This is a genomic window from Sinorhizobium medicae (genome assembly GCF_007827695.1).
Taxonomy (GTDB): Bacteria; Pseudomonadota; Alphaproteobacteria; order Rhizobiales; family Rhizobiaceae; genus Sinorhizobium; species Sinorhizobium medicae.
This window is the reverse complement of record NZ_VITA01000007.1, coordinates 258,638-284,224: the sequence shown is the minus strand read 5'-3', so window position 1 is coordinate 284,224 and position 25,587 is coordinate 258,638. Positions and strand designations below refer to the sequence as shown.

Annotated in this window: 25 protein-coding genes and 1 pseudogene; 14 read left to right on the top strand and 12 right to left on the bottom strand. The window is 62.2% G+C overall.

The genetic code is table 11. The features are described 5' to 3' along the window. Positions 1 to 2 precede the first annotated feature (2 nt). Positions 3 to 467 (top strand): Lrp/AsnC ligand binding domain-containing protein, encoded by a 465-nt coding sequence (locus FB009_RS14955; RefSeq protein ID WP_010970133.1) that lies wholly within the window; start codon positions 3 to 5, stop codon positions 465 to 467. 23 nt (positions 468 to 490) lie between these two features. On the opposite strand, the gene FB009_RS14950 is transcribed toward FB009_RS14955, so the two are convergent. Further along, positions 491 to 1,534 (bottom strand): NAD(P)-dependent alcohol dehydrogenase, encoded by a 1,044-nt coding sequence (locus tag FB009_RS14950; protein ID WP_012066795.1) that lies wholly within the window; start codon positions 1,532 to 1,534, stop codon positions 491 to 493. Between the two features lie 218 nt (positions 1,535 to 1,752). On the opposite strand from FB009_RS14950, the gene FB009_RS14945 reads away from it, so the two are divergent. Further along, positions 1,753 to 2,694: an AraC family transcriptional regulator gene (locus FB009_RS14945; protein WP_012066796.1), complete on the top strand. Its 942-nt coding sequence runs from the start codon at positions 1,753 to 1,755 to the stop codon at positions 2,692 to 2,694. A gap of 52 nt (positions 2,695 to 2,746) precedes the next feature. Here FB009_RS14945 and FB009_RS14940 read toward each other — a convergent pair whose 3' ends face one another. After that, entirely contained in the window at positions 2,747 to 3,244 is a 498-nt protein-coding gene (locus FB009_RS14940; RefSeq protein ID WP_012066797.1) for an Lrp/AsnC family transcriptional regulator, read from the bottom strand. Positions 3,245 to 3,310: 66 nt separating this feature from the next. On the opposite strand from FB009_RS14940, the pseudogene FB009_RS14935 reads away from it, so the two are divergent. Both FB009_RS14935 and FB009_RS14930 read left to right on the top strand, forming a co-directional pair. Continuing rightward, positions 3,311 to 6,368 (top strand): annotated as a pseudogene (locus FB009_RS14935) (aminotransferase class III-fold pyridoxal phosphate-dependent enzyme). 101 nt (positions 6,369 to 6,469) lie between these two features. Continuing rightward, complete coding sequence (locus FB009_RS14930; protein WP_102045061.1) at positions 6,470 to 7,480, top strand: amino acid ABC transporter substrate-binding protein; 1,011 nt, start codon at positions 6,470 to 6,472, stop codon at positions 7,478 to 7,480. Positions 7,481 to 7,541: 61 nt separating this feature from the next. On the opposite strand, the gene FB009_RS14925 is transcribed toward FB009_RS14930, so the two are convergent. Together FB009_RS14925 and hutC are read right to left on the bottom strand one after the other, a co-directional pair. Beyond that, positions 7,542 to 10,469, bottom strand: coding sequence for an aminotransferase (locus tag FB009_RS14925; protein ID WP_012066800.1), 2,928 nt, complete (start codon positions 10,467 to 10,469; stop codon positions 7,542 to 7,544). A 32-nt stretch (positions 10,470 to 10,501) separates the two neighbouring features. After that, a complete protein-coding gene (hutC, locus tag FB009_RS14920) occupies positions 10,502 to 11,245 on the bottom strand; it encodes a histidine utilization repressor (RefSeq protein WP_012066801.1) in 744 nt (247 codons plus the stop codon). A gap of 126 nt (positions 11,246 to 11,371) precedes the next feature. On the opposite strand from hutC, the gene hutF reads away from it, so the two are divergent. From hutF to FB009_RS14885, 7 genes are all read left to right on the top strand, one after another. Further along, positions 11,372 to 12,745, top strand: a complete 1,374-nt coding sequence (hutF, locus tag FB009_RS14915; RefSeq protein WP_145161650.1) for a formimidoylglutamate deiminase — start codon at positions 11,372 to 11,374, stop codon at positions 12,743 to 12,745. A gap of 36 nt (positions 12,746 to 12,781) precedes the next feature. After that, a complete protein-coding gene (locus FB009_RS14910) occupies positions 12,782 to 13,816 on the top strand; it encodes an ABC transporter substrate-binding protein (protein ID WP_012066803.1) in 1,035 nt (344 codons plus the stop codon). Positions 13,817 to 13,947: 131 nt separating this feature from the next. Beyond that, entirely contained in the window at positions 13,948 to 14,805 is an 858-nt protein-coding gene (locus FB009_RS14905; RefSeq protein WP_012066804.1) for an ABC transporter permease, read from the top strand. Then, positions 14,798 to 15,625 carry a quaternary amine ABC transporter ATP-binding protein gene (locus FB009_RS14900; protein ID WP_012066805.1) on the top strand — a complete coding sequence of 276 codons (828 nt, stop codon included), beginning with the start codon at positions 14,798 to 14,800 and terminating at the stop codon, positions 15,623 to 15,625. Before FB009_RS14905 ends, FB009_RS14900 begins: the two co-directional genes overlap by 8 nt. Next, on the top strand, positions 15,618 to 17,132 hold the full coding sequence (locus FB009_RS14895) for an HAL/PAL/TAL family ammonia-lyase (RefSeq protein WP_012066806.1): 1,515 nt from the start codon (positions 15,618 to 15,620) through the stop codon (positions 17,130 to 17,132). Before FB009_RS14900 ends, FB009_RS14895 begins: the two co-directional genes overlap by 8 nt. Before the next feature lie 20 nt (positions 17,133 to 17,152). Beyond that, on the top strand, positions 17,153 to 18,478 hold the full coding sequence (locus FB009_RS14890; RefSeq protein WP_012066807.1) for a YjiH family protein: 1,326 nt from the start codon (positions 17,153 to 17,155) through the stop codon (positions 18,476 to 18,478). Further along, positions 18,466 to 19,059: a HutD/Ves family protein gene (locus FB009_RS14885; RefSeq protein ID WP_012066808.1), complete on the top strand. Its 594-nt coding sequence runs from the start codon at positions 18,466 to 18,468 to the stop codon at positions 19,057 to 19,059. The genes FB009_RS14890 and FB009_RS14885 overlap by 13 nt, the downstream gene beginning before the upstream one ends. A gap of 2 nt (positions 19,060 to 19,061) precedes the next feature. Here the strand turns inward: FB009_RS14885 and FB009_RS14880 are convergent, their stop codons facing one another. Both FB009_RS14880 and FB009_RS14875 read right to left on the bottom strand, forming a co-directional pair. Continuing rightward, positions 19,062 to 19,295, bottom strand: a complete 234-nt coding sequence (locus FB009_RS14880; protein ID WP_012066809.1) for a hypothetical protein — start codon at positions 19,293 to 19,295, stop codon at positions 19,062 to 19,064. 122 nt (positions 19,296 to 19,417) lie between these two features. Beyond that, positions 19,418 to 19,606: a hypothetical protein gene (locus FB009_RS14875; RefSeq protein WP_012066810.1), complete on the bottom strand. Its 189-nt coding sequence runs from the start codon at positions 19,604 to 19,606 to the stop codon at positions 19,418 to 19,420. 228 nt (positions 19,607 to 19,834) lie between these two features. Here FB009_RS14875 and FB009_RS14870 point away from each other — a divergent pair, with 228 nt between their 5' ends. Beyond that, on the top strand, positions 19,835 to 20,035 hold the full coding sequence (locus tag FB009_RS14870; protein ID WP_012066811.1) for a hypothetical protein: 201 nt from the start codon (positions 19,835 to 19,837) through the stop codon (positions 20,033 to 20,035). Positions 20,036 to 20,115: 80 nt separating this feature from the next. Here the strand turns inward: FB009_RS14870 and FB009_RS14865 are convergent, their stop codons facing one another. The 4 genes from FB009_RS14865 to FB009_RS14850 form a co-directional block, all read right to left on the bottom strand. Then, the gene (locus FB009_RS14865; RefSeq protein WP_012066812.1) at positions 20,116 to 20,316 is read right to left on the bottom strand and encodes a hypothetical protein; all 201 of its coding nucleotides are present in this window, start codon (positions 20,314 to 20,316) and stop codon (positions 20,116 to 20,118) included. Further along, positions 20,298 to 20,531, bottom strand: coding sequence for a hypothetical protein (locus tag FB009_RS14860; RefSeq protein ID WP_012066813.1), 234 nt, complete (start codon positions 20,529 to 20,531; stop codon positions 20,298 to 20,300). The genes FB009_RS14865 and FB009_RS14860 overlap by 19 nt, the downstream gene beginning before the upstream one ends. Positions 20,532 to 20,724: 193 nt before the next feature. Then, a complete protein-coding gene (locus FB009_RS14855) occupies positions 20,725 to 21,051 on the bottom strand; it encodes a hypothetical protein (protein ID WP_012066814.1) in 327 nt (108 codons plus the stop codon). Positions 21,052 to 21,308: 257 nt separating this feature from the next. Then, positions 21,309 to 21,752, bottom strand: coding sequence for a RidA family protein (locus FB009_RS14850; RefSeq protein WP_012066815.1), 444 nt, complete (start codon positions 21,750 to 21,752; stop codon positions 21,309 to 21,311). A gap of 232 nt (positions 21,753 to 21,984) precedes the next feature. On the opposite strand from FB009_RS14850, the gene FB009_RS14845 reads away from it, so the two are divergent. Beyond that, positions 21,985 to 22,758, top strand: a complete 774-nt coding sequence (locus FB009_RS14845) for a TetR/AcrR family transcriptional regulator (protein ID WP_024310966.1) — start codon at positions 21,985 to 21,987, stop codon at positions 22,756 to 22,758. Positions 22,759 to 22,765: 7 nt separating this feature from the next. Here FB009_RS14845 and FB009_RS14840 read toward each other — a convergent pair whose 3' ends face one another. Together FB009_RS14840 and FB009_RS14835 are read right to left on the bottom strand one after the other, a co-directional pair. Beyond that, positions 22,766 to 23,665 (bottom strand): MBL fold metallo-hydrolase, encoded by a 900-nt coding sequence (locus tag FB009_RS14840; RefSeq protein ID WP_012066817.1) that lies wholly within the window; start codon positions 23,663 to 23,665, stop codon positions 22,766 to 22,768. Between the two features lie 35 nt (positions 23,666 to 23,700). Further along, positions 23,701 to 24,246 carry a cysteine hydrolase family protein gene (locus FB009_RS14835; RefSeq protein ID WP_012066818.1) on the bottom strand — a complete coding sequence of 182 codons (546 nt, stop codon included), beginning with the start codon at positions 24,244 to 24,246 and terminating at the stop codon, positions 23,701 to 23,703. A gap of 52 nt (positions 24,247 to 24,298) precedes the next feature. Here FB009_RS14835 and FB009_RS14830 point away from each other — a divergent pair, with 52 nt between their 5' ends. Next, the gene (locus FB009_RS14830) at positions 24,299 to 25,330 is read left to right on the top strand and encodes a GlxA family transcriptional regulator (RefSeq protein ID WP_012066819.1); all 1,032 of its coding nucleotides are present in this window, start codon (positions 24,299 to 24,301) and stop codon (positions 25,328 to 25,330) included. Positions 25,331 to 25,587 lie beyond the last annotated feature (257 nt).

Sequence of the window (25,587 nt, the reverse complement as noted above, 5' to 3'; positions counted from 1 at the left end):
CCATGCACCAGATCGACAAGACGGACCGGAGAATCCTCAATATCCTGCAGGCGGACGGGCGGATTACCAATCTGGAACTCGCCGACCGGATCGGGCTTTCCCCGACCGCGACCAGCGAACGCCTGAGGCGGCTCCTGAAAGAGGGCTATGTTTCCGGCTTCGGCGCACGCCTCGATCCGCACAAGCTCGGCTTCGGGCTGCTGGTCTTCATCGAGGTGATGCTCGACAAGACGACGCCGGAGGTCTTCGACCAGTTCGCGGCCGCCATAAAGCAGGCGCCCGCGGTGCTCGAATGCCACATGGTGGCGGGAGGCTTCGATTATCTCGTCAAGACGCGCTTCGAGGACATGGCCGCCTATCGTAATTTTCTCGGCCAGGTGCTGTGGACACTCCCGGGCGTCAAGGAGACGCGAACCTATGCGGTCATGGAGGAAATCAAGAATGACGGGCCGCTGCCGTTGCTTTGAGACAACGGCAGCGGCCCTGCAAATCAGGCCTTGAGCGAGGCCATGTCGATGACGAAGCGGTAGCGTACGTCGCTTCTCACCACGCGTTCGTAAGCCTCGTTGATCTGCCCGATCTCGATCATCTCGATCTCCGAAGCGATGCCGTGCTCGCCGCAGAAATCCAGCATCTCCTGCGTCTCCTTGATCGAGCCGATCATCGAACCGGAGATACTGCGCCGTGCCGGCACGAGCGAGAAGGCATGGACCGGAACCGGATTCTCAGGAATGCCGACCAGCACCAGATCGCCGTCGATCTTCAGGAGGTTGAGATAGGCGTTCCAGTCGATCTCGGCCGCGACCGTGCAGATGATGAGGTCGAAGCTGCCCGCGAGCTTCGTAAACGTCTCCGGATCCTTCGTCGCGTAGTAGTGATCGGCCCCGAGCTTGAGCCCATCCTCCTTCTTGGAAAGCGTCTGGCTGAGCACCGTGACCTCCGCCCCCATCGCATGGGCGAGCTTCACGCCCATGTGGCCGAGGCCGCCCATGCCGACGATCGCCACCTTCTTGCCCGGGCCGGCCTCCCAGTGACGCAGCGGCGAATAGAGCGTGATGCCGGCGCAAAGCAGCGGTGCGGCTGCATCGAGCGGCAGGTTCTCCGGAATGGAGAGCACATAACCCTCCTTGACGACGATATGGTCGGAATAACCTCCCTGCGTCGGAGTCCCGTCGGCCTCCACGCCGTTATATGTGACCACAAGGCCGGGCAAGTACTGCTCCAGGTCGAGATCGCGCGTGGCGCAGGTCGTGCAGGAATCCACGAAGCAGCCAACCCCTACCCGATCGCCGATCTTGAATTTCGTGACCTTGGAGCCGACCGCCCTGACGAGCCCGACGATTTCGTGACCGGGAACCATGGGAAAAGTCGAGTTGCCCCATTCGTCACGCGCCTGGTGGATATCGGAATGGCAGACGCCACAATATTTGATGTCGATCACCACGTCGTCGTCGCGCGGCTCGCGGCGTTCGAAGGTGAAGGGGGCGAGCGGCTTCGAAGCGTCCGTCGCCGCATATCCTCGTGCAATGGCCATTGGTCTGTCCTCATCTGTAGGAAAGTCGCGCCTGTCGGTATGGACCGAAGGCGGCAGGCGGGACTATGCTGCCTCACGAGGGCAGTGCGTTAGTTCGATCCTGCAATAATTTTGCACGATCCTGCAAAGATCATCCATTTGCGGTAGCGTTCTGACGTAACAGACCTATGTTCCTTTCCTAGTCTCATATATCCAAGCGTTTGGAAAGACTTCTGAATATGAAAGACATTCAAGACGCGCCGCGTCAGGAAATGATCGATATTATTGCCCGGATCGCCGGAGCGGACGGTGACCACCAGACGAGCATACCCGGCCTCAGCATTCACCGGCATTCGGTTGCGGCGAAGCTGAACTGCGCCGCTTACAAGCCGAGTGTTGCGATCATCGTTCAGGGGGCCAAACGTGTCGTGCTCGGCGAAGAAACACTCGTTTACGGAGCCTCCGACTACCTTCTGACCTCGATCGACCTGCCGGTTCTCTCGCAAATATCGCTCACGTCGCCCGAAGAACCCTATCTCAGCATGACTTTCCAGATCGATCCGACGAGGGTTCCGGCGCTGCTCGACACCATCGGCCACGGGGCTGCGAAATCCGCAGGCTCGCCGCGCGGCATGGCGGTGAGCAAGCTTACACCCGATCTCGAGGACACGGCGCTTCGGCTGCTGCGGCTCCTCGACAGACCGCACGACGTTCCTGTGCTCTTGCCGCTGATCGAACAGGAACTCCTTTACCGGCTGCTGCTCGGGCCGCACGGCGCCAAGCTCCGACAAATGGCGACAACGGAGAGCCAGCCGCACCAGATCGGCCGTGCGGTCTCCTGGCTGAAAGAGCATTATTCCAGGCCGCTGCGCATCGAAGACCTCGCAAGCCGCGTCAGCATGAGCGTTTCCTCGCTGCATCACCATTTCAAGGCCATCACGGCGATGAGCCCGTTGCAATACCAGAAGCAGCTCCGCCTCCAGGAGGCACGGCGCCTGATGCTGGAGGAGCGCCTCGATGCCGGCAATGCCGGCCACAAGGTCGGTTATGAGAGCCAATCCCAGTTCAGCCGCGAATATGCCCGCCACTTCGGAGAGCCGCCCTTGCGCGATGTCGGCCGCGTTCGCCGCAATCTCATCGGCCGCACGGGCGGCGAGGCGGAGATGCTGAGCGAGGGTTAATGGGAGCTTTCAGGAGGTTGTGCATACGGTAGCGGTCGCTTCGAAGAGCCGCTCAGCCTCGCTCGATGTCGCGGCGCAGCACGATCGAGGTGGTCAGATCCTCGACATTGTCGAGTTGCGCAACCTCGTTGCGCAACTCGTTGAGCGCATTGATCGATGCGACCTCCACCTCCACGATAAGGTCGAGCTGACCGCTGACGGAGGAGACCCGCCTGACCGAGGAAAACCCGGCGAGCCGGTCAAGCACGCCAAGCGAAGGCGTCCGCTGCAGCGTCACCAGGAGGAAGGCCTCGATCTGCCCTTCTTCCAGCTGGCCGATATCGGCGCGGTAGCCGCGGATGACACCGGCCTTCTCCAGCCGTGCGACGCGCTCTGCCGTCGCGCTGCGTGACAAACCGATGCGCCCGGCCAGCGACTTCATCGGAATGCGCGCCTCGCGGCTCAAAATGCTGAGGATTGTTCTGTCTACAGCGTCGATTTTCCGTCTCCTTCGGCCGGAATTGAAAGCGCCGGCAAAATGACGGTTATTACAAACAAAATGCCGGTGCAACCGGCGAAATGACTGGTGCACCCGCCGGGCGGGCGTGCAACTCTCGTGACAAGAGCGAGGGTTCCCATGAACGACATGCTGAAGACGACACCCGATTTCACGATCGAAGAGGCGCAAGCACTCCTTGCGCAGCATTTCGGACTGAACGCGGCGCTCACGCCGCTCGACAGCGAGCGGGACCAGAACTTCAAAGTCAGCGCCGGCGACGGCCGCAGCTATATCCTGAAGATCATCAATGCGGCCGAGCCCGAAATCGAAAGCGATTTTCAGACGGCCCTTCTGGCGCATCTCGGCGCCAGGGCCGACACTCTTCCGGTGCCGCATCTGCAGCCTGCCTTATCCGGCGAAAGCCTGGCTACGACGAGCGCCAGGAGCGGCCTCGTTCACCGGTTGCGCCTGGTCAGCTGGATCGAGGGCATGCCGCTTGCCCAGTCCGAAAGGACCGACGCGGCGCTTCGGTCCCTCGGCCACATGCTCGGCCGCTTCGACGCCTCGCTCAAGGGCTTCATGCATCCTGGCGCACTTCGCGATCTCGACTGGGACATCCGCAATGCCGGACGCTCTGCCGGGCGGCTCCTGCATGTCGCCGATCCCCAGGATCGTGCTCTTCTTCAACGCTTTATCGATCGGTTCGAAGAGCGCATCGCCCCGCGGCTGCCGATGCTGCGTTCGGCCGTCATCCATAACGACGCGAACGACTGGAACGTGCTCGTCGGTGAGGACGATCGCAACCGCATCTCCGGCATCATTGACTTCGGCGATGCCCTCTATACGCCCGTCATGGCTGAAGTCGCCATCGCGGCCGCCTATGCCGGGCTCGATCATCCCGATCCGATCGGCGCGGCCGCTGCGATCGCCAATGGTTATCACGCCGAATACCCACTCCTCGAAGAGGAAGTCGACCTCCTCTTCGACCTGATCGCCATGCGACTGGTGACCTCGGTGACGATCTCCGCCTCGCGTCGGGCGCATACCGGTGGCAACCCTTACCTCGCGATCAGCGAAAGGCCGGCCTGGGCGCTCCTGCGCAAGCTCGATGCGATGAACCCGCGCTTCGCGACGGCAATCCTGAGAAAGGCCTGCGGTTTCGAGGCTGTCGCCGGCGCCCGCGCCGTCGGCGCCTGGATCGACCGCAACCGCAAGAACCTGCTGGCGCTTCTCGACCGTCCAGCCGCAGCCTATGCCGCCGACATTGTCCCCTATGGCGACCCTGCGCATCCGATGACCGTAAATTCGGCAGCGGCGCGGCCGCATGAGGCGCAATCGGTTTGGACGGAGCATTGCCGTGGTACCGGTGTCGAGCTCGGCATCGGTCCCTGGGGTGAGGCCCCGCACCGTCTATTCGGGCGAAATGTTCGTCTCGCGCCTGCTCGAGAAGACCCGCCGCTCGCGCCATCTCGGCCTCGACCTCTTCAAGGCTGCAGGCACGAAGGTCTATACGCCGCTCGCGGCGACGGTCGCGAGTGTCGAGATCGAGACGGATCCGCTCGGCTATGGCTGCCTTGTCGCGCTGCGCCATGAACCGGAGGGTTGCCCGCCCTTCCTGACGCTCTGGGGACATCTTGCCCATGAAGCTGTCGGTCGGCTGAAGGCCGGCGACACGCTGGAGGCCGGCGCGCTCGTCGGCGAAATGGGCGCTCCGGAGGAAAACGGCGGCTGGGCGCCGCATCTGCATCTGCAGATCTGCACGGACACGGGCCTTTCGGCGTCGGAAATCCTGGGCGTGGGCGAGGAACGCTATCTCGACGTCTGGTCAGAACTTTTCCCCGACGCAAGCGCATTTGCCGGTGTTGCTCCGGAATTCTACGAGCAGACCGGCCGCACCCATGAGGAAATCGTCAGGCTTCGAAAGGACCTGCTGCTCTCGAACCTGTCGATCTCCTACGAAAAGCCGATAAAGTTCGTGCGCGGCGAAGGCGTCTGGCTCATCGACGATCGCGGTCGCGCCTATCTCGACTGCTTCAACAATGTCTGCCACATCGGTCACGCCCATCCGGCCGTGGTGGAAGCGATCGCGCGCCAGGCCGCAACGCTCAATACCAACACGCGCTACCTCCACGATAATATCGTCGCCTATGCCGAGCGGCTGACGTCGACGTTGCCGAAGGAACTCGCGATTGCCGCCTTCGCCAATAGCGGCTCCGAAGCCAACAGCCTCGCCCTGCGCCTGATGCGTGCGCACACGGGCCGCGAAAACGCTCTCGTGCTCGACTGGGCCTATCACGGCACGACGCAGGAACTGATCGATCTCAGCGCTTACAAATTTCGCCGCAAGGGCGGAAGGGGTCCAAAATCGCATGTGCACGTGGCAGCCGTCCCGGACAGTTATCACGCCCCCGCCGATTGGCCGGCCGAGGAGCATGGCAAACGCTTTGCAGAAGACATCGCCGAACTGATCGCGGCCATGCGTGCCAGAGGCGAAGCGCCCGGCTTTTTCCTCGCCGAGTCCATTCCCAGCGTCGCAGGCCAGGTGTTTCTGCCGGACGGGTACCTCAAGGAGGTCTACCGCATGGTTCGGGACGCCGGGGGCGTCTGCATCGCGGATGAGGTACAGGTCGGTTTCGGCCGGGTCGGCAGCCATTGGTGGGCCTTCGAAACGCAAGGCGTCGTCCCCGACGTCGTCACAATGGGCAAGCCGATCGGCGCGGGTCATCCGCTCGCCGCCGTGGTCACCACGCGTGAGATCGCGGCCTCGTTCGACAACGGCATGGAATATTTCAACACCTTCGGCGGCAATCCCGTGTCCTGCGCCGCCGGCCTCGCCGTGCTCGACGTCATCGAAGGCGAAGACTTGCGCCGCAACGCCCTTGAGATCGGCAATTATCTCCTTGCCGCCTTCCGCTCGATGCAGGAGCGCTATGAGGTCATCGGCGACATCAGGGGTCTCGGCCTCTTTCTCGGCATAGAGCTCGTCAGCGACCGAAGCACCAAGGCGCCGGCGACGGAGATCGCCCGGGCCGTCTCGAACGGAGCACGGCAGCGCGGCGTCCTGATGGGCACGGAGGGACCGCATGACAATGTCCTGAAGATGCGTCCGCCCATGATCTTTTCGAAGCGCGATGCCGATCACCTGATCGCCGTGCTCGCGGAGACATTCGAGGCCGTGCTCGCGCGAGCCGGATAGAGCTCGACGTAAAGACATCACCGAACCACCAGAGCCATCCGGCGCAACGATGCGTGCGCCGGAGCGAGGAATTGCGTCCAAAAACGGAGGAGAACAGGACCATGAAAACCGGAATCTCGGCACTCTTTGCAGCGGCGCTTCTTGCCGGCACCGCAACGCAGGCCGCGACCCTCGACGTCGTCAAGCAGCGCGGTGAGTTGCGTTGCGGCGTGAGCCAGGGCGTGCTCGGCTTCTCTGCCCCTGATGACAAGGGCGAGTGGTCCGGCTTCGATATCGACTTCTGCCGCGCGGTCGCGGCCGCCGCCCTCGGCGACGCGGACCAGGTAAAATATGTGCCGCTTTCGACCAAGGAACGCTTTACTGCCCTGCAGTCCGGCGAGGTCGATCTGCTGTCGCGCCAGACCACCTGGACGCTGTCGCGCGATACGGATCTCGGCATGAGCTTCGTCGGCGTGACCTATTACGACGGCCAGGCCTTCATGGTGCGCGACGATATCGGCGTCAAAAGCGTCAAGGAGCTCTCCGGCGCTTCCGTCTGCACCGAGACCGGCACCACGACCGAGCAGAATATGGCGGACTATTTCAGCGCCAACAAGATCGAGTACAAGGTCATCGCCTTCGAAAAGGCCGACCAAACGATCCGGGCCTTCAACGCCGGCCGCTGCGACGTCTATTCCACCGACGCCTCCGCGCTCTATTCCCAGCGGATGACGCTCAACGATCCCGACCGCTTCGTCGTCCTGCCGGAGGTCATCTCCAAGGAGCCGCTCGGCCCTGCCGTCCGGCAAGGCGACGACCAGTGGTTCAAAGTGGTTCGCTGGACACTCTTCGCGATGGTAGAAGCGGAGGAACTGGGTATCACCCTGGAGTCGGCCGCGTCGCTTCTTGAAAGCGGGACCGTCGCGCAAAAACGCTTTCTCGGCGTCGACAACGAAGCCGGCAGGGCGCTCGGCCTCAATCCGGATTGGGCTTATCAGGTGGTCTCGGCCGTCGGCAATTACGGCGAGATCTTCGAGCGTCACCTCGGCCAGGCGAGCGCGCTGAAGATCGATCGCGGCCTCAACAAGCTCTGGAACGCCGGTGGCCTGATTTACGCTCCGCCGGTCCGCTGAACTGAGAGCGGGATGCGGACACGTGTCTGCGGTTTTCCGCCCTCATCCGGCGTCTCGATTGTTACCACCCCTCTTCGAGCACCCTGCCCAGCGTGTCGGCGAAGAAATCCGCGCTCTCCCGGGCGAGGCAGAGCGGCGGCTTGATCTTCAGGACGTTCAAATGGTCTCCGGTCGGCTGCATGATAACGCCGAGGTCGAGAAGGCGGTCGCAGATCGCGGCCGTCTCTTCCGTGGCGGGTTCGAGCGTTTCGCGGTCCCGGACGAATTCGACGCCCAGATAGAGCCCCATGCCGTGAACGGCGCCGGCGAGCGGAAACCGCTCCACGAGCGCCTCGAGGCGCCCCTTGAGGTAGTCGCCCACGGACCGGGCATTCTCCGTCAGGGCCTCGTCGTGAAGGATGTCGAGGACGGTCAGGCCGACCACCGAACTCACGGGGCTGCCGCCGGCCGAGGAGAAGAAATAGCCTTCCTCCTCCAGCGCATCGGCAATTGTGCGCCTGGTGATCACGGCGCCCAGCGGGTGGCCGTTGCCCATACCCTTTGCGACGGTGATGATATCGGGCACCACGCCCTGTTGCTCGAAACCCCAGAAATAATGGCCGAGCCGGCCGTAGCCGACCTGCACCTCGTCGGCGATGCAGACGCCGCCCCTCGCTCGCACCAGGGCATAGACCGCTTCCAGATAGCCCGGCGGAAGCGGAATGCCTCCGGCATTGCCGTAGACGGGCTCTGAGATGAAGCCGGCGAGCTTCCCGCCCTTCTCGTCGAGTTCCCGGAGCTTTCGAGAGACGGCATCCACATAGTCGCCCGTCGATCCCTCCCCGCGGAACGGACCGCGATAGGTATTCGGTGAGACGACCGGATGCACCCAGTCCGGACGCGTCGTCAGCGCTTGCGGGTTGTCGGCGATCGAGGTGGAAACGGCGTCGCTTGCAACCGTCCAGCCGTGATAGGCCTCGAGTAGCGAGACTACATTGCGCGCGCCGGAAGCGGCCCAGGCGAGCCGGAGGGCGAGATCGTTCGCCTCCGAACCGCTGTTGACGAGAAAGACCGTGTCGAGCCCCTCTGGCGCCAGTGCCGCCAGGCGTTCCGAGAATTCCGCCACGGCGGCATAGTGAAACCGCGAATTGGTGTTGAGCAAGGACCATTGCCGCCCGACCGCAGCGGACAATCGGGAGTGCCCGTGGCCGACGAGCGTGACATTGTTGACCATGTCGAGATAGGCGCGCCCCTCGAGGTCGAAGAGGTGCTCCTTCCACCCGCGCTCGATCTGCGGCGGCATGCGATAATAGTTCTTCTGCGGCCGTGCATAATGCCGGTGACGGCGCTGCAGGAGCGCGGCTGCGTCAGGCAAGGGCGCATCGCATCCGAAACCCAAGATCGTCTCAGGCGATGGGCAGAGCCGGCCCCATGCCTCCGCCTGATGCGGGGCAGCGAAGGCGGGCGGATCCATATCCAGCACAGTGCAAAGCTGTACGCGCAGGAACCTCAATGCGGACGGTTCGCCGGGGACCAATCCGATCCTCGCGCCCGGCTCCAACGTACCTTCGGCAGGATCGTCCGCCTCGACACCGTAAAGATGGAGGTGAAGACCCTCTCCCGAGAGGATCAGCTTGCCGCCGCCCTGGTGGAGCCGGCCCGCGAAAGGCGCATGCACGGCGGTCTGCCCGTGTAGGCACAAATCCACGTGGAGCGCGAATGTTCGTGGCGCGCTTGCCTGCAGGAGCCGCGTTTCGGTAAGCCGGTACTCGCCATAGCGGGTTGCCGCGGCGCCGGCCGCGCGCGCCGCCGACTGCAGGAGCAGCGCTTCGGTGTCCTCGTAGTGCCAGCGATCGGCAGGAAGGTGCGGCCCGAGCACGGAGAGATCGACGATGCCGACACTTGCGGCATTGAGGTCCGGCAACAGGCGGCCGTGCATCTCGGATGGCGCTGGCTGCCGTTCCCTTGCCACAGCTTTTCTGATCGCATGCTCCATCAGCTCGTTCGGCACCGAAACCGCAACGTCGAAGATTTCCCGCTCATGCGCGGCATTGCTTGCGGCATAGGCATTTTCCGGATCGACCTCGAGCTGGTGCGCCGAGCTCGCGACGAGAACGCAGGCGCGTGCGACGATCAGCGGCCAGAGGGCCGTCAATTCGGCATCGGTCAGCGGGTAAGCCGCATGGAACGCCTTCACCGCCGGCAGGATAGTGAAGGGATCGCCGCCCGCATGGTGCAGCAACGATGCGCAGGTGACGGCGAGATCGGCGACCACCCAGCCCTTCAGGACGTCGCCGAAATCGATGACACCGTCGGGGATGAGCCGCCCGCCGCTGTCCACCCGGCTCACGACATTGTCGTCGGTAACGTCCTGATGGACCGCCTGCAGGCGCAGCTCCGGCATCAAGGGCTGAACTTTGCGCATCGCACCGATCATCGCCTCGGCAATGCGCTTGCGCAGGTCCACGTCGGCCATGGCCGAAAGCAGGTGCAGCGCGACCGGCCCCGCCCTTCTGAGGTCCCATTGCAGCTCTCGTTCGAGCCCAGGATGATCGAAATCCTTGAGTGCGGCGGCGAGTTGTCCCGCAACATCGCCGAGTGCCGCCACCGATTCAGCGCCCAGGTGCCTGCGGCGCGTCAGAGGGCTACCCTCGAGATAGGTGAGCAAGCGGACATGATAGGTCTCCTCGCGAACGGCTGCGGAGACGATGTCCTCACCGCCGAGAGAGGGCACCACTTCCGGCACTTTCGGCGCGCCGGGCTTTGCGCCGACATGCCGCAATGCGGCATTCTGGGCTTCGATCTCCACCCGCGCATATTCGACGCGCGTTACCTTCAGAACGAAACGCCCTTCGTCTGCGTCGACGCGGAAGTTGCGATCCTGCTGGCTGCCGAGTTCGGCAAGATCACCGGAAAGACCGTAGTGTTGGGCCAGGACCGCCTGCGCTTCGTCGGTCGACACGTCCGGTCTTGCAAGCTGCGTCCGGTGCTTCAGCAATTCGTCTACCATCCTATCCTTCCCGTCGGTCAAAGGTGTATCTGTTACTGCGAAACACCCTCGAGACGATAGCGTGTGCCCGGATAAACAAGACGTGCGACCGTCACATTCGCGGTTTCCGACCAGGTCCGGCGGCGGATCATCAGGCACGGCTCGCCGCGGCTGATCGAAAGAAGCTTGCATTCCCACGGCTTTGGCTGCACGGCCTCGACGATCTGCTCCGTGCGCGTGATCGGCGCCACCAGGGTCAGATAGACGTTCGGGGTCATGCTGGCAAAATCCTGTTCCAGATAATTGGGGCAGATTGCGGGATTGACGAAGCGGTCTTCGATCTGGATCGGAACGTCGTTCTCCGCATGAACGATGATCGAGTGAAAGACCCGCGCCTTAGTCGTAAGCCCGAGCGCCTCCGCGATTTCGGGGCTTGCCTGCTCCTCTTCCATGAGCGCTGTCCGCGAGGTATGCCTGTGGCCGCGCTCGCGGATCTCGTCGGCAATATTGCGGACCTCCAGAAGGGCCGTGCTTCCTTTATGGGCAGCGACAAACGATCCCACCCCCTGTACCCGCGTGATCGCTCCCTCGCTCGCCAACTCGCGAAGGGCGCGATTGGCGGTCATGCGGCTGACGCCGAGATCGGCGACGATATCGTTTTCGGAAGGAATGCGATGGTGTGGCGGCCACTCGCCGCTTTCGATGCGGCTCCGGATGAACTGCTTGACCGCCTCATAGCGCGGCACCGGTCCGTCGTCGAAGACCGCCCTATCGCTCCTGCGCCCCAATACCGCCATTCGATGCTCCATATGCGACCGCCCGCCGGGGCCGGAAATCAGGAATTGTTTTCCTTTATTTCCAACTTGCGCGCCACAAGAAAATATCTATAGTTCCATATACAACCACGTACAGGAACGGCACCTATGACAGCTTCGTCCGCTCACCGACTGTTTGCCGAACAGGCGCTGCTGCCGACCGGTTGGTCCGAGAACGTCGCGATCTCCATCGACCAGGCGGGATCCATCGTCGCGGTGGAAGCGGGCCAATTGGCAACTCCGGAAGACGAACGGCTTTGCGGCCCTGTCGTCCCGACGATGACAAACCTGCATTCCCATGCCTTCCAGCGTGCCATGGCCGGTCTCGCGGAAGTGGCCGGAACCGGCGACGACAGCTTCTGGACCTGGCGGGAGGAGATGTATCGCACCGTCGGGCTGGTCGATCCGGATGATGTCGAGGCAATCGGCGCCAAGCTCTACGTGGAGATGCTGAAGGGCGGCTTCGGCCGGGTCGTCGAATTCCACTACCTCCACCACCAGCTCGACGGCACCCCATACGCGGACCCGGCAGAAATGTCGCTGCGCATATTGAGGGCCGCTCAGACGAGCGGCATCGGCCTCACCCATTTGCCGGTCTTCTATGCCCGCGCCAATTTCGGCGGAGCGGCACCCAAGGCAGGGCAGCGCCCCTTCCTGCATGATCCGGACCGCTTCCTCGCGCTCCTAGATCGGCTCTCGCCCGCTTGCGAGGCGGCCGGCGCCACACTCGGCTATGCCATCCACTCGCTGCGGGCAGCGACGCCGGAGGAAATGGGCGTCATTCTGGAATCATCCCCGGTCACGGGGCCCATCCACATCCATGTCGCCGAGCAACCGCGCGAAGTGAAGGATTGCCTGGCCTGGAGCGGGCAGCGCCCGGTCGAATGGCTCCTCGACAATATGCCGGTAGACGAGCGCTGGTGTGCGATCCACGCGACGCACATGACGCCCGGGGAAACGAGACGGCTCGCCCATTCGGGAGCCGTCGCCGGCCTTTGCCCGGCGACCGAGGCCAATCTGGGCGACGGGATTTTTCCGGCGGTGGATTACCTTGCCGCAGGCGGCCGCTTCGGCGTCGGCACCGACAGCCACGTTGCAACAAGCGTAGCTGAAGAACTGCGCCTCCTTGAATACGGCCAGCGGCTGCGCGACCGCAGGCGCAATCGGCTCGCCGCATCAGGCGCATCCGTCGGCAGGACCATCTTCGATGCGGCGCTCGCAGGCGGCGCCCGGGCCGCCGGCGCGGGCGAACCCGGCATCCACGTCGGCGGCAAGGCCGACCTCGTCGTTCTGGACGGCGCCAATCCTTACATCGCGGCGGCAGGCGGCAACCAGATCCTCGATCGCTGGCTCTTCGCACTGGGCGGGGATACTGTTCGCGACGTCATGGTCGCGGGCGAATGGAAGATCCGTAACGGACGGCATGACCGGGAGGAAGATATCGACCGCGCCTTTGCGCGCGTTCTGAACAAGCTCAAATAGCAATCGAAATCGCGATCAGAAAAAAGGGGAATGCGCATGTCGATCAGCACAATGAAACTCACCGTCGCGGCAGCCGGCCTGATGCTGGCGGCATCCGCCGGCGGCGCCAATGCTTCCTATTGCGGCGATGGCAAGACCGTAACCTTCGCCGGCATAGATTGGGAAAGCGGCGCCTTCATTACCGAGGTCATGAAAACGATCCTTTCCAAGGGATACGACTGCCAGGTCGACTCGATTCCCGGCAATTCCGTAACTCTCGAGCAGGCAACGGCCAATAACGACGTTCAGATTTTCGCCGAGGAATGGCTCGGCCGTTCGGACATCTGGAACAAGGCGGTGGAAGAGAAGAAGGTGGTTGCCGTCGGCAAGACCTTTGTAGGCGCCAGCGAAGGCTGGTTCGTGCCGGACTATGTCGTCAAGGGCGATCCCGCTCGCAATATCGAACCCAAGGCGCCGGACCTGAAAAGCGTATCCCAACTTGCCGACCCGAAAATCGCCGAGATCTTCGCTGATCCGGAGGAACCGTCCAAGGGCCGCTTCCTGAACTGCCCTTCCGGCTGGACCTGCGAGGGCGTGAGCACGGCCAAGCTCGAGGCCTACAAGCTTGGCGAGTCCTACGTGAACTTCCGCCCGGGGACGGGAACGGCGCTCGATGCGGCGATTACCTCTGCCTATCTCCAGGGAGAGCCGATCCTCTTCTATTATTGGTCGCCGACCGCGATCATGGGTAAATACAAGCTGATCCAGCTCGAAGAGCCGCCCTATAACGAAGCCTGCTGGAAAGAACTGAGCAGTGCCAACGGCAAGCGTGACGAAGGCTGCGCCTTTCCCTCCGTCGACGTCTCTTATGGCGTGAACAGCACCTTCGCTTCCGAGGCGCCGGAAATCATCGAGATCCTGGAAAAGGCAACTTTTCCGCTCGAGGAGGTCAATGCCAGCCTCGCCTATATGACGGATAATAAGGTCGATGCGACGGCAGCCGCCGCGCAGTTCCTGAAAGCCAAGGGCGACATCTGGGGCAAGTGGGTCTCGGACGAGGCACGCGGCAAAATCGAAGCTGGCCTCGAATAACGGCAGTCTTTCGTCCGCGATCACCAGTGCCCTGCCCCACGCGGGGTAAGGTGATCGTAGGCAGAAGGCTGTTTCCCCGGCCAGGGGGGCTTTCGGCTTGCCGTCGCCCACCTGAACAAGGAACCTACCCGATGTTTCCGGACTCTCTCAATCTCTCGATCCGCGCGCCGGTGAACGACTTCATCCAGGCGCTCGTCGCCAATTACGGCTGGGTGTTCAAGGCGATCAGCGGTGTCATCCTGAAGGCCGTGCTGTTCATCGAATGGATCCTGCGCGGCCTGCCCTGGTGGCTTGTTATCCTCGCCTTCATGGCGCTCGCCTGGCGGAGTTCGCGGCGGTGGTCGCTGACACTGGCCGTCGGCGCCTTGCTCCTTGCCGTCGGCGTCCTCGGTCTCTGGGACCTGACGATGCAAACGCTCGCGCTGATGCTGATGGCGACAATCGTCTCGGTCGTGATCGGCGTACCCATGGGCATTCTCGTCGCCAAGAGCCGCGTCGTCCGCAACATCACCCTGCCGGTGCTCGACGTGATGCAGACCATGCCGAGCTTCGTGTATCTGATCCCGGCTCTGATGCTCTTCGGGCTGGGCAAGGTGCCGGCGATCCTCGCGACCATCATCTACGCCGTTCCGCCGCTGATCCGGCTGACCGATCTCGGCATCCGCCAGGTCGACGCGGAAGTCGTCGAGGCTGCAACGGCGTTCGGCGGCAGCCCGGGGCAGATTCTCTTCGGCGTCGAAATGCCGCTTGCGACACCGACCATCATGGCGGGCCTCAACCAGACGATCATGATGGCGCTTTCGATGGTGGTCGTTGCCTCGATGATCGGCGCACGCGGCCTCGGCGAACAGGTATTGAACGGCATCCAGACGCTCGATGTCGGCAAGGGCCTGGAAGCCGGTATCGGCATCGTCATTCTCGCAATCGTGCTCGACCGCATCACGCAGGGCTTCGGCAAGGTCCGGACGGAGGACGCCCGCAATGGCTGATATTGAGATCCGGAACGTCTACAAGATTTTCGGGCACGACGCGAAGAAGGCCCTGGGCATGGTCAGGGATGGCCTCGGCAAGGCAGATATCCTGGCGAAATCCGGCTGCAGCGTGGGCCTCAACGATGTGAGCCTGAAAATCGGCGCCGGGAAGATCTTCGTGATCATGGGGCTCTCCGGGTCCGGGAAATCAACCCTGGTGCGTCACATCAACCGGCTGATCGACCCCACGAGCGGCGAGGTCCTTTTCGACGGCAGCAACATTCTCGATCTTGACGCGAAGGCGTTGCGTGCGTTCCGAATGCGGCGCGTCAGCATGGTCTTTCAGAGCTTTGCTCTGATGCCGCACAGGACCGTTCTGCAGAATGTCGTCTACGGCCAGCGCGTGCGCGGAGTGGCGAAAGCCGATGCCCGTGAGATCGGCATGAAATGGATCGAAACGGTGGGCCTCTCCGGCTATGACGCCAAGTTTCCCCATCAGCTCTCGGGCGGCATGAAACAGCGCGTCGGCCTGGCACGGGCGCTTGCTGCCGACACCGACGTCATCCTGATGGATGAGGCGTTCAGTGCCCTTGATCCGCTGATCCGCGGCGACATGCAGGACCAATTGCTGCAACTGCAGCAAAATCTCTCAAAGACCATCGTGTTCATCACGCACGACCTCGACGAGGCTCTGCGCATCGGATCGGAGATCGCGATCCTGAAGGACGGCCAGGTCGTTCAGGTCGGTAATCCGAGCGAGATTCTCGACAATCCCGCCAACGACTATGTCGCCCGGTTCGTCCAGCGCCGTCATGAAAGGCCGGAGACCCATGCGTGAGATGATCTCGGTCGATGGACCGCTCAACTGGCGCGAGATCGCTTCGGTCGCCGAGGGCGCTCGCCTCGGTCTGTCGGAGCCGGCACGCGAGCGGATCGTCCACGCCAGGCGGATCGTCGATGCCCTGGTGGAGCGCGGCATCCGCGGCTACGGCATCAACACCGGCGTCGGGGCACTCTGCGACGTAATCATCGACCGCGAGAACCAGCAGGCGCTTTCGCGCAATATCATCCTGAGCCACGCCTGCGGCGTCGGCGATGCGCTCGGCCGTGCGGAAGCGCGGGCGGTGATGGCAGCACAGATAGCCAATTTCGCTCACGGCTATTCCGGTGTGCGGATCGAGACGGTCGAGGCGCTCCTGACGTTGCTCAATGCCGACATGATCCCTCTCATTCCGTCGCGCGGTTCGGTTGGATATCTTACCCATGCCGCCGCGATCGGCCTCGTCCTGATCGGTCATGGCTGGGCCATGCAGGGGACGGAAAGGCTGAGCGGCGATGCGGCGCTTTCCCGCCTTGGGCTGGCGCCGTTGCGGCTCGAAGCGAAAGAGGGCCTGAGTCTCGTCAACGGGACCCCGTGCGCGACCGGTCTCGCGGCGCTGGCGCTCGCGCACACGGAAAGGCTCTTCGCCTGGGCGGATGCAGCCGCGGCCATGACATACGAAAATCTCGGCAGCCAGGCCAATGCGTTTGCCGAATTGCCCCTGGCTTTGCGGCAATCCCCCGGCCTGAGGGCCGTCGGCAAAGACTTGCGTGACTGGCTGGCAGGGAGCGCAATGCTTGCAGAAACCGCCGGTACGCGCACACAGGATCCGCTAAGCCTCAGGGCAGTGCCGCAAGTGCACGGCGCCGCCCGCGACGCTTTCGGACAGGTAGCCGAAATCGTCGACCGCGAACTTTCAAGCGTAACCGACAACCCGGCCGTCGGCGGTTCGCCGGAGGCACCTGAGGTGCATTCGCAGGCACATGCCGTCGGTGCCGCCCTCGGCCTGGCCATGGATGGTCTCGCTGTCGCGGTGGCGGAACTCGCGGCGATTTCCGAGCGCCGTATCGACCGGCTCGTAAACCCTCTGGTGAGCGGTCTTTCCGCCTTCCTGGCTGCCGATAGCGGCGTTTCTTCGGGTTACATGATCGCGCAGTACACGGCTGCTGCGCTCGTGGCGGAGAACCGCCGTCTGGCGGCACCGGCCAGCCTCGATGGCGGTATCACCTCTGCGCTTCAGGAAGACATTCTTACCCATGCGACGCCTGCCGCCTGGAAGGTGCACGCGATCCTCAACAATCTCGAGCAGATCCTGGCGATCGAACTGCTTGCGGCCGTTCAGGCCTATGATCTGCAGCCGCAAGTGCGCGCCAAGGCGCAAGGCACCGCTGCCCTTTACGGGCGCATACGCTCGGTAATTCCCGCCTATCGCGACGATCGCCCGATGAACGAAGACTTCGACCGTATGCGGCGCCTGATGCAGGGGGCCGCCGACCAACAGAAATCGACAGGTAAACCGCTCTGAAAAGGAACGGAGGAGACGACATGACGCACATCACTACCGAGGCAAAGGGCTCGCGCGGCGGCGCCGCATTGCGGCTCGTGCTCTGCAGCTTCATCGGCATATTCCTGTTCTTCGTGCCGGTCGATATCAACGGCAAATCGACGATCCTGCTCGACCATGCGGCCACCGCCATATCGACGCAGGCGCGCCCGGTTGCGATCGGCTTCGTATTGTTGCTGATGGCCTATGGCGCCTTCGCACCCTTCCTGCGCGGTACCTGGCGCAAGACGGTGACCGATGCCGTGTTTTCGGTCCTGCGGGTCCTCGGACTGGCGCTCGCCGTCCTTTATCTCGCAGGCATCGGGCCCGAGGTCCTCTTCGCACCCGACATGCTTCCCTTTCTTTTCGACAAGCTGGTGCTCTCGGTCGGGCTGATCGTGCCGATAGGCGCTCTGGCACTCGCGTTTCTGATCGGCTACGGCCTTCTCGAATTCACCGGCGTGCTCGTCCAGCCGGTGATGCGGCCGATCTGGCGTACGCCGGGTTGGTCGGCTATCGACGCCGTCGCTTCCTTCGTCGGCAGCTATTCCCTTGCGCTCCTGATCACCGACCGGGTCTTCCGTGAAGGCAAGTATACGGTACGCGAAGCCGCGATCATCGCCACGGGCTTTTCCACCGTGTCGGCTACGTTCATGATCATCGTGGCCAAGACGCTGGGGCTCATGGACGTCTGGAATTTCTACTTCTGGACCACGCTTGTCGTCACGTTCATCGTTTCTGCGATCACGGCCCGGATCTGGCCGCTTGCCGGGCTTGCGCACGAGGGCGATCGGGACCAGCCGCTGCCCGCCGGCCGCAGCCGCCTGAGGTTCGCCGTCGAGACCGGCCTCGAACAGGCGGCTACTGCCAAGAGCCTGCCGACACTCTTGCGAGAAAGCTTCCTTGATGGCCTGCGCATGGCCGCGATGATCCTGCCGAGCATCATGGCTGTCGGACTCCTCGGGCTTCTTGCCGCAAAATTCACGCCGATCTTCGACATTCTCGGCCTGACGCTCTATCCCTTCACCTGGATCGTGCAGTTCGGCGAGCCGATGCTCGCGGCAAAGGCACTCGCCTCCGGCCTTGCCGAGATGTTCCTGCCTGCCATACTGCTCAAGGAGGCAGCACCGGACATGAAGTTCGTGGCGGCCGTGGTGTCTGTCAGCCAGGTCCTGTTTCTGTCGGCCTCCGTTCCCTGCATGCTGGCGACCTCTATCCCGCTCAGCTTCCGCAACCTTCTGGTGATCTGGTATATTCGCGTCGTATTGAGCATACTGGTGACGGCACCGATCGTTTGGATCGGAACATCCATGGGATGGCTCGGCTGACGATGATGCGAATTTTGCGCTCGAGCGAGTACAGGCATATGCCCTGGAAGAACGGCGGCGGGGAGACGGTGGAAATCGCCGTTTCCCCGGATCGCGCCACGATTGCCGATTTCGACTGGCGCATAAGCATGGCGACCGTCGCCACCAACGGTTCCTTCTCAACCTTCCCCGGCGTCGATCGCACGCTCTCGATCCTCGAGGGCGGCGGGATGACGCTTTCGATCGAAGGCCGGCAGCCGAAGCTGCTCACTGCCTCGGACGCCCCCCTCAGCTTTCCGGCCGATGTGCCGACATCGGCGGCGCTTTCGGATGGCCCGGTCACTGACCTCAATGTGATGACGCGGCGCCAGGCGTTGAAACATCGCATGCGCAGAATTCATGTCGAGGGCGCGCATCCGGTTGCCACGAACGCCCGCGACCTTGTTCTTTTCTGCCACCGTGGCAGCGTTGCGCTCGTGACCGGAGGCGTCTCGGCAACCCTGCATGGGCTGGACACGGCGATCCTTGTCCAGCCTGCCAGCCTCACGCTCACGGCCGACATCGCTTCGGAAGCTTTTCTGATAGAGATCGGCCCGGCCTGAATTCAGCGCATCCCGAAGAGCAGGAGAGCGCCACCGATCACCATGAGCGCGACGCCCAACCAGTTGCGGATGGGGCTCAGAAAACGCAGTCCCTGCCCGCGTGGCTCGAGCGTTTGCTCGGGATTGGCTCGCGGGGCCTGTGGCGGCTCGCTCAAACGTCTCCGCCCGAGCGCCTCCCAGGCCATGTAGAGGAGCCCGATTATAAAGAGAAATGCTCCGGTCGCTGTTACCCACACGCGCTCATCCTCCGGCCCAGCGCGAACGCCCTTTCCGCATGCCGCTCCAGAGCAATTCCGAGAAAAAGTGCGCGACGGTTTTCCGTCCGGAATTCCGCGATCCGAAGAAAATCGGAAATGCTCTAACGTATGCGCTTCTGAGGACGCACGACGTTCATCTGAAGCTCGTGGCTCGATGCGTAGCGCCCGAGAACCTTGATAAGACGGCGTTCCTCGGCCTCGTGGATGCCGCTACGTCTGCAGTATTCCGCCACATCCCAGACATGCTTGGCCTGGGATTCGTGAAGCTTTCCGATGTCCGCGTGTCTCATCCTGCGCCTCCCAACTGCGATGGATGAAACGCCGATCAGTTCAAATGGTTCCTCCCCCTGGCGATCTTTTTTCCTCGGCCGCGCGGCTCACATCCTCGCGCACGCAGAGATTGAGCAGACGCCCTGGTTCGCAGCGGCCTTAGACGATGCAAGCCGTATGAGGACCGTGTCGCCGGAACCTTTGCGCCCGGCTGCGGTTTCGACCATGAGCGACCGGAGGTGATGTCCATGAACCGGACCTGGGAGAGACTGGCGCTGATCGGCGCCGCCGTCATTATAATTGCCAGTGCGATCTTCTATGTATATGTCGACCGTTTCCCCTCGACCAATACTACCAGGATCGAGGACACCAAGGTCAATGCGGACGGCGTCAATACCATAGACGAGAACCCGCCGAGCGCCACGGGCGACAAGGACAATCCTTCCTGAATTGTTCAAATCGGCTCGCGGAACGCGCACGAGGCAGTCAGCGGGGGGCGGCGTAGTCGGGCACGGCCCGGGGATGGCTTTCAAGGCCCTCCTGCCATTGACCCCACGACCACCATCACCAGCGCGTCGACATCGATCTCTCCATTGATCGCGAGCTTATCTCCCACTCGACGGATCTGAAGCTTTGAAGGGTTCTCCGCCGCCTGCCGCTGCAGCTCTTCTACAACGGCAGTGATGGCCTTCGCCTCAAGATTGCCTTCGTTCATATGGCTGGTACCCATTTCCAGAAGACCCCTTCCTTTCGCTCGGGATAATACTTGAATTCGCATTCGAACTGCCGCCCATAGGCCGCCGCCTCGGCCAAGGCGGTTTTTGAGGGAGGGTTCATCCCCGTTCCCGGAGCGAACCAATCCTCCAGAAGATCGTCGGGAACATATGCCCCGATCCTCAAGGGCAGATTTGTGAGTGCGGAATCCATCTCTTTCGGCGCCGGCATGCGATCCTCCTGACCGATCTAACAAGGCCGGCGCCCGGAAGTTCCGCCGCCTGCCTCGTCCATCCAACGGTATAGCCGCCTTGAACCGAGCGCTGCCGAATGTCTGCTGCATCTGACATAACGGCAACGGAACGGCTTAGGCGTCGTGCATCGACAGACGCGCGGCGCCGCAGCTTATACTATCAGATGAGGTTCAACCTATGCGAGGACATCCCGGCCGATTTGCGAAATAGACGGTCGTCAGCCGCCCGCGTCGCCCGACCCCGTCTACCGCCACCTCGCGCCGCGTAATCGACCGAATATCAGGATCGCGGATACCGAGCCGATAGGCGCGGCGAATAGCCTGGCGCTCGCTGCAGCCCCTGTCGCGATAATCGTCATCGTCATATCTGCGATCACGAAGCTGTGGACCGTCCGGACCGATATACAGGTCGAATGACTGGGCCGACGAAGCAGAAGGTACGGCGGCCACCGCGCCACCCAAGATCAACCCGGCTGCAAAAAGCCTGCCGATGTTCATGACTTCTCCTCCATACTCTCATTTGAGAGATCGCTTAATCTCCTATCTGAACGGTAAGGGAGCGGATTGGTTCCGTGATTGCAGCGTCTCATGCAGGCGTGCCGAATTGATCGGCCAACCCGCCGATCAATTCTGCACGCTGTAGGATGGAAGCTGAGTTTCGAAGAAGAATGTGCACTGCGGGCGGTGGGCGGACAATCACCTCGAGCGGCATTGCCGCCTGCTATTCCAGCCGCCCCGCTATTCCAGCCGCCCCGCTATTCCAGCATGACGACGGCTTCGACCTCGAAGAGCATTGGTTCGATCGCAAGCTTTGGGACGGGAACAAGCGTCTGCGCCGGCAGTGTCTCGCCGAACATCTCCTTGACGGCCCTGGTCAGCACCTCAAGCTTGGACATATTGTGATCGACCACGAAGACCGTGAGCTTGGCGACCTGCTCCGGCCGTGCGCCCAGCGCATCGAGGGCGGTGCGCAGATTTTTGTAGGACTGCTCGACCTGAACGGCAAAATCGGGCGACAAAGCCCCCCTATTGTCCTGGCCGCCCTGCCCGGAGATATATGCCAATCGGCCTTCCCGAGGCACGATCACTGCGGTGCTGTAGCCGTTTGGCGTGGGGTCGTAGAGGTTTCGGGGATTGACGATGGTCAGCTTGAGGTCATTCTCGTTCGCTGCCGTCCCAATCGGAACTCCCATGGTCATGATGATTTGCCCTCCGATAAGCAGATGCGGGATTGCGCGTGACTTATTTCTCTCGGCTCTGGAGCGGGAGTAACGGTCACTCGCGGCTGACAGACCGAAATTTGCCCCCTCGCCATACGACTCGTACGCCGTACGAATAAATTGCATCGTACAACGTACGAGTCAATTGGTCAGGATCGACATTCGCCCCGGTGCCGGATTAAATCGGCGTATTGATCAGTAAGGAAGACGGATGGCAGCCAAACCCAGCGGCCCACAGGGCGACCGGCCTCGACGCCTGCGTGCGTCACCCCAGTCCGCACCACCTCAGTCCGCACCACCCCAGTCCGCCTCACCCGAGTCTGCCCCACCCGAGTCTGGATCATCTGAGTCTTTGGAGGGGCCGCGCACTGAACCATCCCTGTCTCTCGACCGGATCGTGGCGGCGGCGGTGGAACTGCTGGACACCAGGGGCGTCGACGGATTGAAGATGCGTCAGCTGGCCGACCGTCTCGGTGCGGGCGCGATGAGCCTGTACTGGCATGTCGAAAATAAGGAAATGGTCTTCGATCTGGCGCTCGACTCAGTGCTCGCATATCGCGGACCGCCGCAGAAAGCAGAGTCTCGGGACTGGCGCGGCGAAGTGTTTCATATGCTTGAAGACTGGCGCGCCAGCATGCTGCGCCATCCCTGGTCGGCGTCGCTGTTGCCGCGCCGGGCACTTGGCCCGAACATTCTCAGCCGCCTGGAACTGCTGAGCAATACCTTGTCCAGGGCCGGTGTAGCGGACGCGGATCTGAATGCCGCGATATGGTCGCTCTGGAACTATGTGATAGGCGCAACCGTCACGCGGGCGAGTTTCGTCCTCTCGGACGAGGACAGGTCCGTCGCGCAGCAGCGCCTTACAGGTCTCGGCGAACACTATCCGACAATCGAACGCTCTCGGCTGCTGTTGGATGACGATTGGGACGGCGCATTCAGGAAGGGTCTAGACTTCCTGCTCGACGGACTTGCTCCGAGATCATGAATGCCGGTCATTTGAACGCCAGGGTTTCCCCATCCGCAGGGACAAGCAGGCTGGATGCAAAGCCCTGCTCCTCCGAATAGGCTCGTAGCGCGGCGCGGCTGAGGACACAGTGGTTTACCGCCTCCATGTGGCTCGCGATCAACGTAGCTTCCGGTGCAGCCTTGTGAACGGCCAACACGTCTTCCTCTCCCATGATGATCGGAGGGAAACCGGGGAAGACCGCTTTGCCGGCGTTGAGCACGATGATTTCAGGATGATGCCGGGAGATGGCGGCTGCCACATGCTCGTTCCAGATCGTGTCGCCGGCAAGGTACAGCCGCTTGTTCGACGGGTGGCTGAAGACCACCCCGCAGACCTGCCCCAGCGCCGGAATGGCTTCCAGTGTGGCATCTGTTCCGTGCTGCCCGCCAGTCTTCGCAAGGTGGATTCCTTGGAACTCGGTGTTCTCCGTGAGGGTGCGGACATCCTGAAAACCTTGGCTCCTGATATGAGCCGCATCCTCATCGTTCTGGGCAAAGAGCGGTAGCTTCTTATCGAGGATGGCTGCGGCTTCGTCGTCCCAATGGTCGCTATGCAGATGCGTCACGACAACTGCATCTACATCGGCGAGCTGTTCGACTGTCAAAGGCAGGTCGACGAGAGGGTTCCTCAGCTTGCTGTTTGCCGATCCTTCGAAGCCGGGGGTTGCGCCCTTCCCGGCGAACATCGGATCGATGAGGAACCGAACGCCGGCGTAGTCGACACGTAGCGTCGCGTTGCGCACCTGGGTCAGGTGGAACTGCGTCGCTCCGAAGGCGGTTTTTTCCGAAAGGAGAGCGCCGGCGCCGGAAGCGACTGCCGCCGCGGCGAACAGTTTAAGCGTGCCACGGCGGCCTACGAGCATTGGATTCCGACTTGGATCTGTCATGGCTTTCTCTTGCTGTTGCGGTCGTCGGGTGGGGATCACTTCGCCAGATATTCGTCGGTCGAAAGCACCTTCCCGTATCCGAAGGCGAGCGCAGACATGAAGGCAGCGTGGACCTTCGCGGCGGGCACAGCCTCGCCCCGGTATTCAAGATCGCGTGTAGCGCAAGCATCCTGGATGATGGTCGTCTTGTACCCGAGATCGGCAGCAGCCCTTGCGGTCGCATCGATGCACATGTGACTCATGGCCCCGATGATCGTCACGTCTTCAATCGCAGCAGACGACAGCAAGTCCGCCAAATTCGTTTCACGGAACGCATTGGGGTAGTTCTTGGTTATGACGTCCTCGCCCTCCTGCGGGGTCATGGCAGGCACGATCTCCGCCCCCTCAGTGCCCGAGACGAAGAAGGGGGCATCGGTGGGTCCCTCGTGTCGAACGTTGATCACCAGATCGCCGGAACGACGAGCCATGGCCACGATCCTTGCAGCGTTTTCGATCGCAGCGTCCATACCGACCAAAGCGAATTTTCCTGAAGCCAGGTAGTCTTTCTGAAGATCGACAACGATTACCGCGCGCTTGCTCATGAGCATCCTTTCCGAAGTTGATGCGCCTGTATAATGAGGGCTAAGGCATCGTATGAGTGTCGTGAGTGACAAACTTCAGGGTGATATGGACAAAACGAAGGATATTCACGAAGTCGGCATCGTTGGCTACAAGGGGGCTCAGGCTGCCGCGGTGCTTGGAATGACCGATCTTCTGACCGCCGCAGACGGCTTTGCACGTAAAATGCATGCCATTGATCACCCCCTACTTCGCGTGAGTCACTGGACACGCGAAGATGGGCGGGCTGCGCCTGAGCGGCTGTTCGATTCCGACCCTGGCATAGGTGGCAGCAGGCCAACCGTCATCGTCATCCCTCCAGGGCTTGGCGATCCGCTCCCCGAGCACGAAGCGAAATTCTACGCCGACTGGCTTCTTTCAGAACATTCGAGAGGAGCAGCTTTGTGCTCGATCTGCAAAGGAGCCTTCCTGTTGGGAGAGACCGGGCTTCTTGCGGGCCGGACAGTGACCACTCACTGGACCTATGAGGAGCAGCTTGCCTCTCGATTTCCCGACATCAAGGTGAACACCGACCGTCTGATCATAGACGATGGCGACATACTCACGGCCGGCGGCGTGATGGCATGGATCGATCTCAGTCTGATTCTGATCGAGCGTTTTCTCGGCCCGAACATCATGGTGGAAACAGCAGGAGCTTTCCTGGTTGATCCACCGGGACGCAAACAAAGTTACTACAGGGGCTTCTCGCCACGTCTCAATCATGGTGACGATTCGATCTTGAAGGTTCAGCACTGGCTTCAACTCACCGGCGGGAAAGAGATGAGACTTGCGGCCCTCGCGGAGCAGGCAGGCCTTGAACCGCGTACCTTTATGCGGCGATTCCAGAAAGCAACCGGCCATACGGCAGGCGAATATGTTCAACGTCTGCGTATCAACCGGGCACGTGACCTGCTCCAGCTGACACGCGATCCCATCGATTCAATCGCCTGGGATGTTCACTACAGCGATCCCAGCGCCTTTCGACGAATCTTCACGCGGATCATCGGTCTGAGCCCAACTGAGTATCGCCGAAGATTTCGCGCAGGGCCGAACGGAAATGGGACTTGAGCGTGCCGGGGGACGGGCGGAAGCACTCTCGTCCGCACAGGCGCGCGTCGATCAATGACAAAAGCAGAGCTGCAGGTGGAATGGCCAGATCCGCTGCAGCTCCGTTCGCGACGTTTCATCACAGGTTGGGCTTATTCGTCCCGTTCCATCCAAGGGAACCGCTTCGAACGTCGTTACTGCTATTGAGATAGCGAGGACGGAAGCCGGATCAAGGGTGCGTGAGCACCGAAATCGCCCGACATGAAGGGCATATCGGA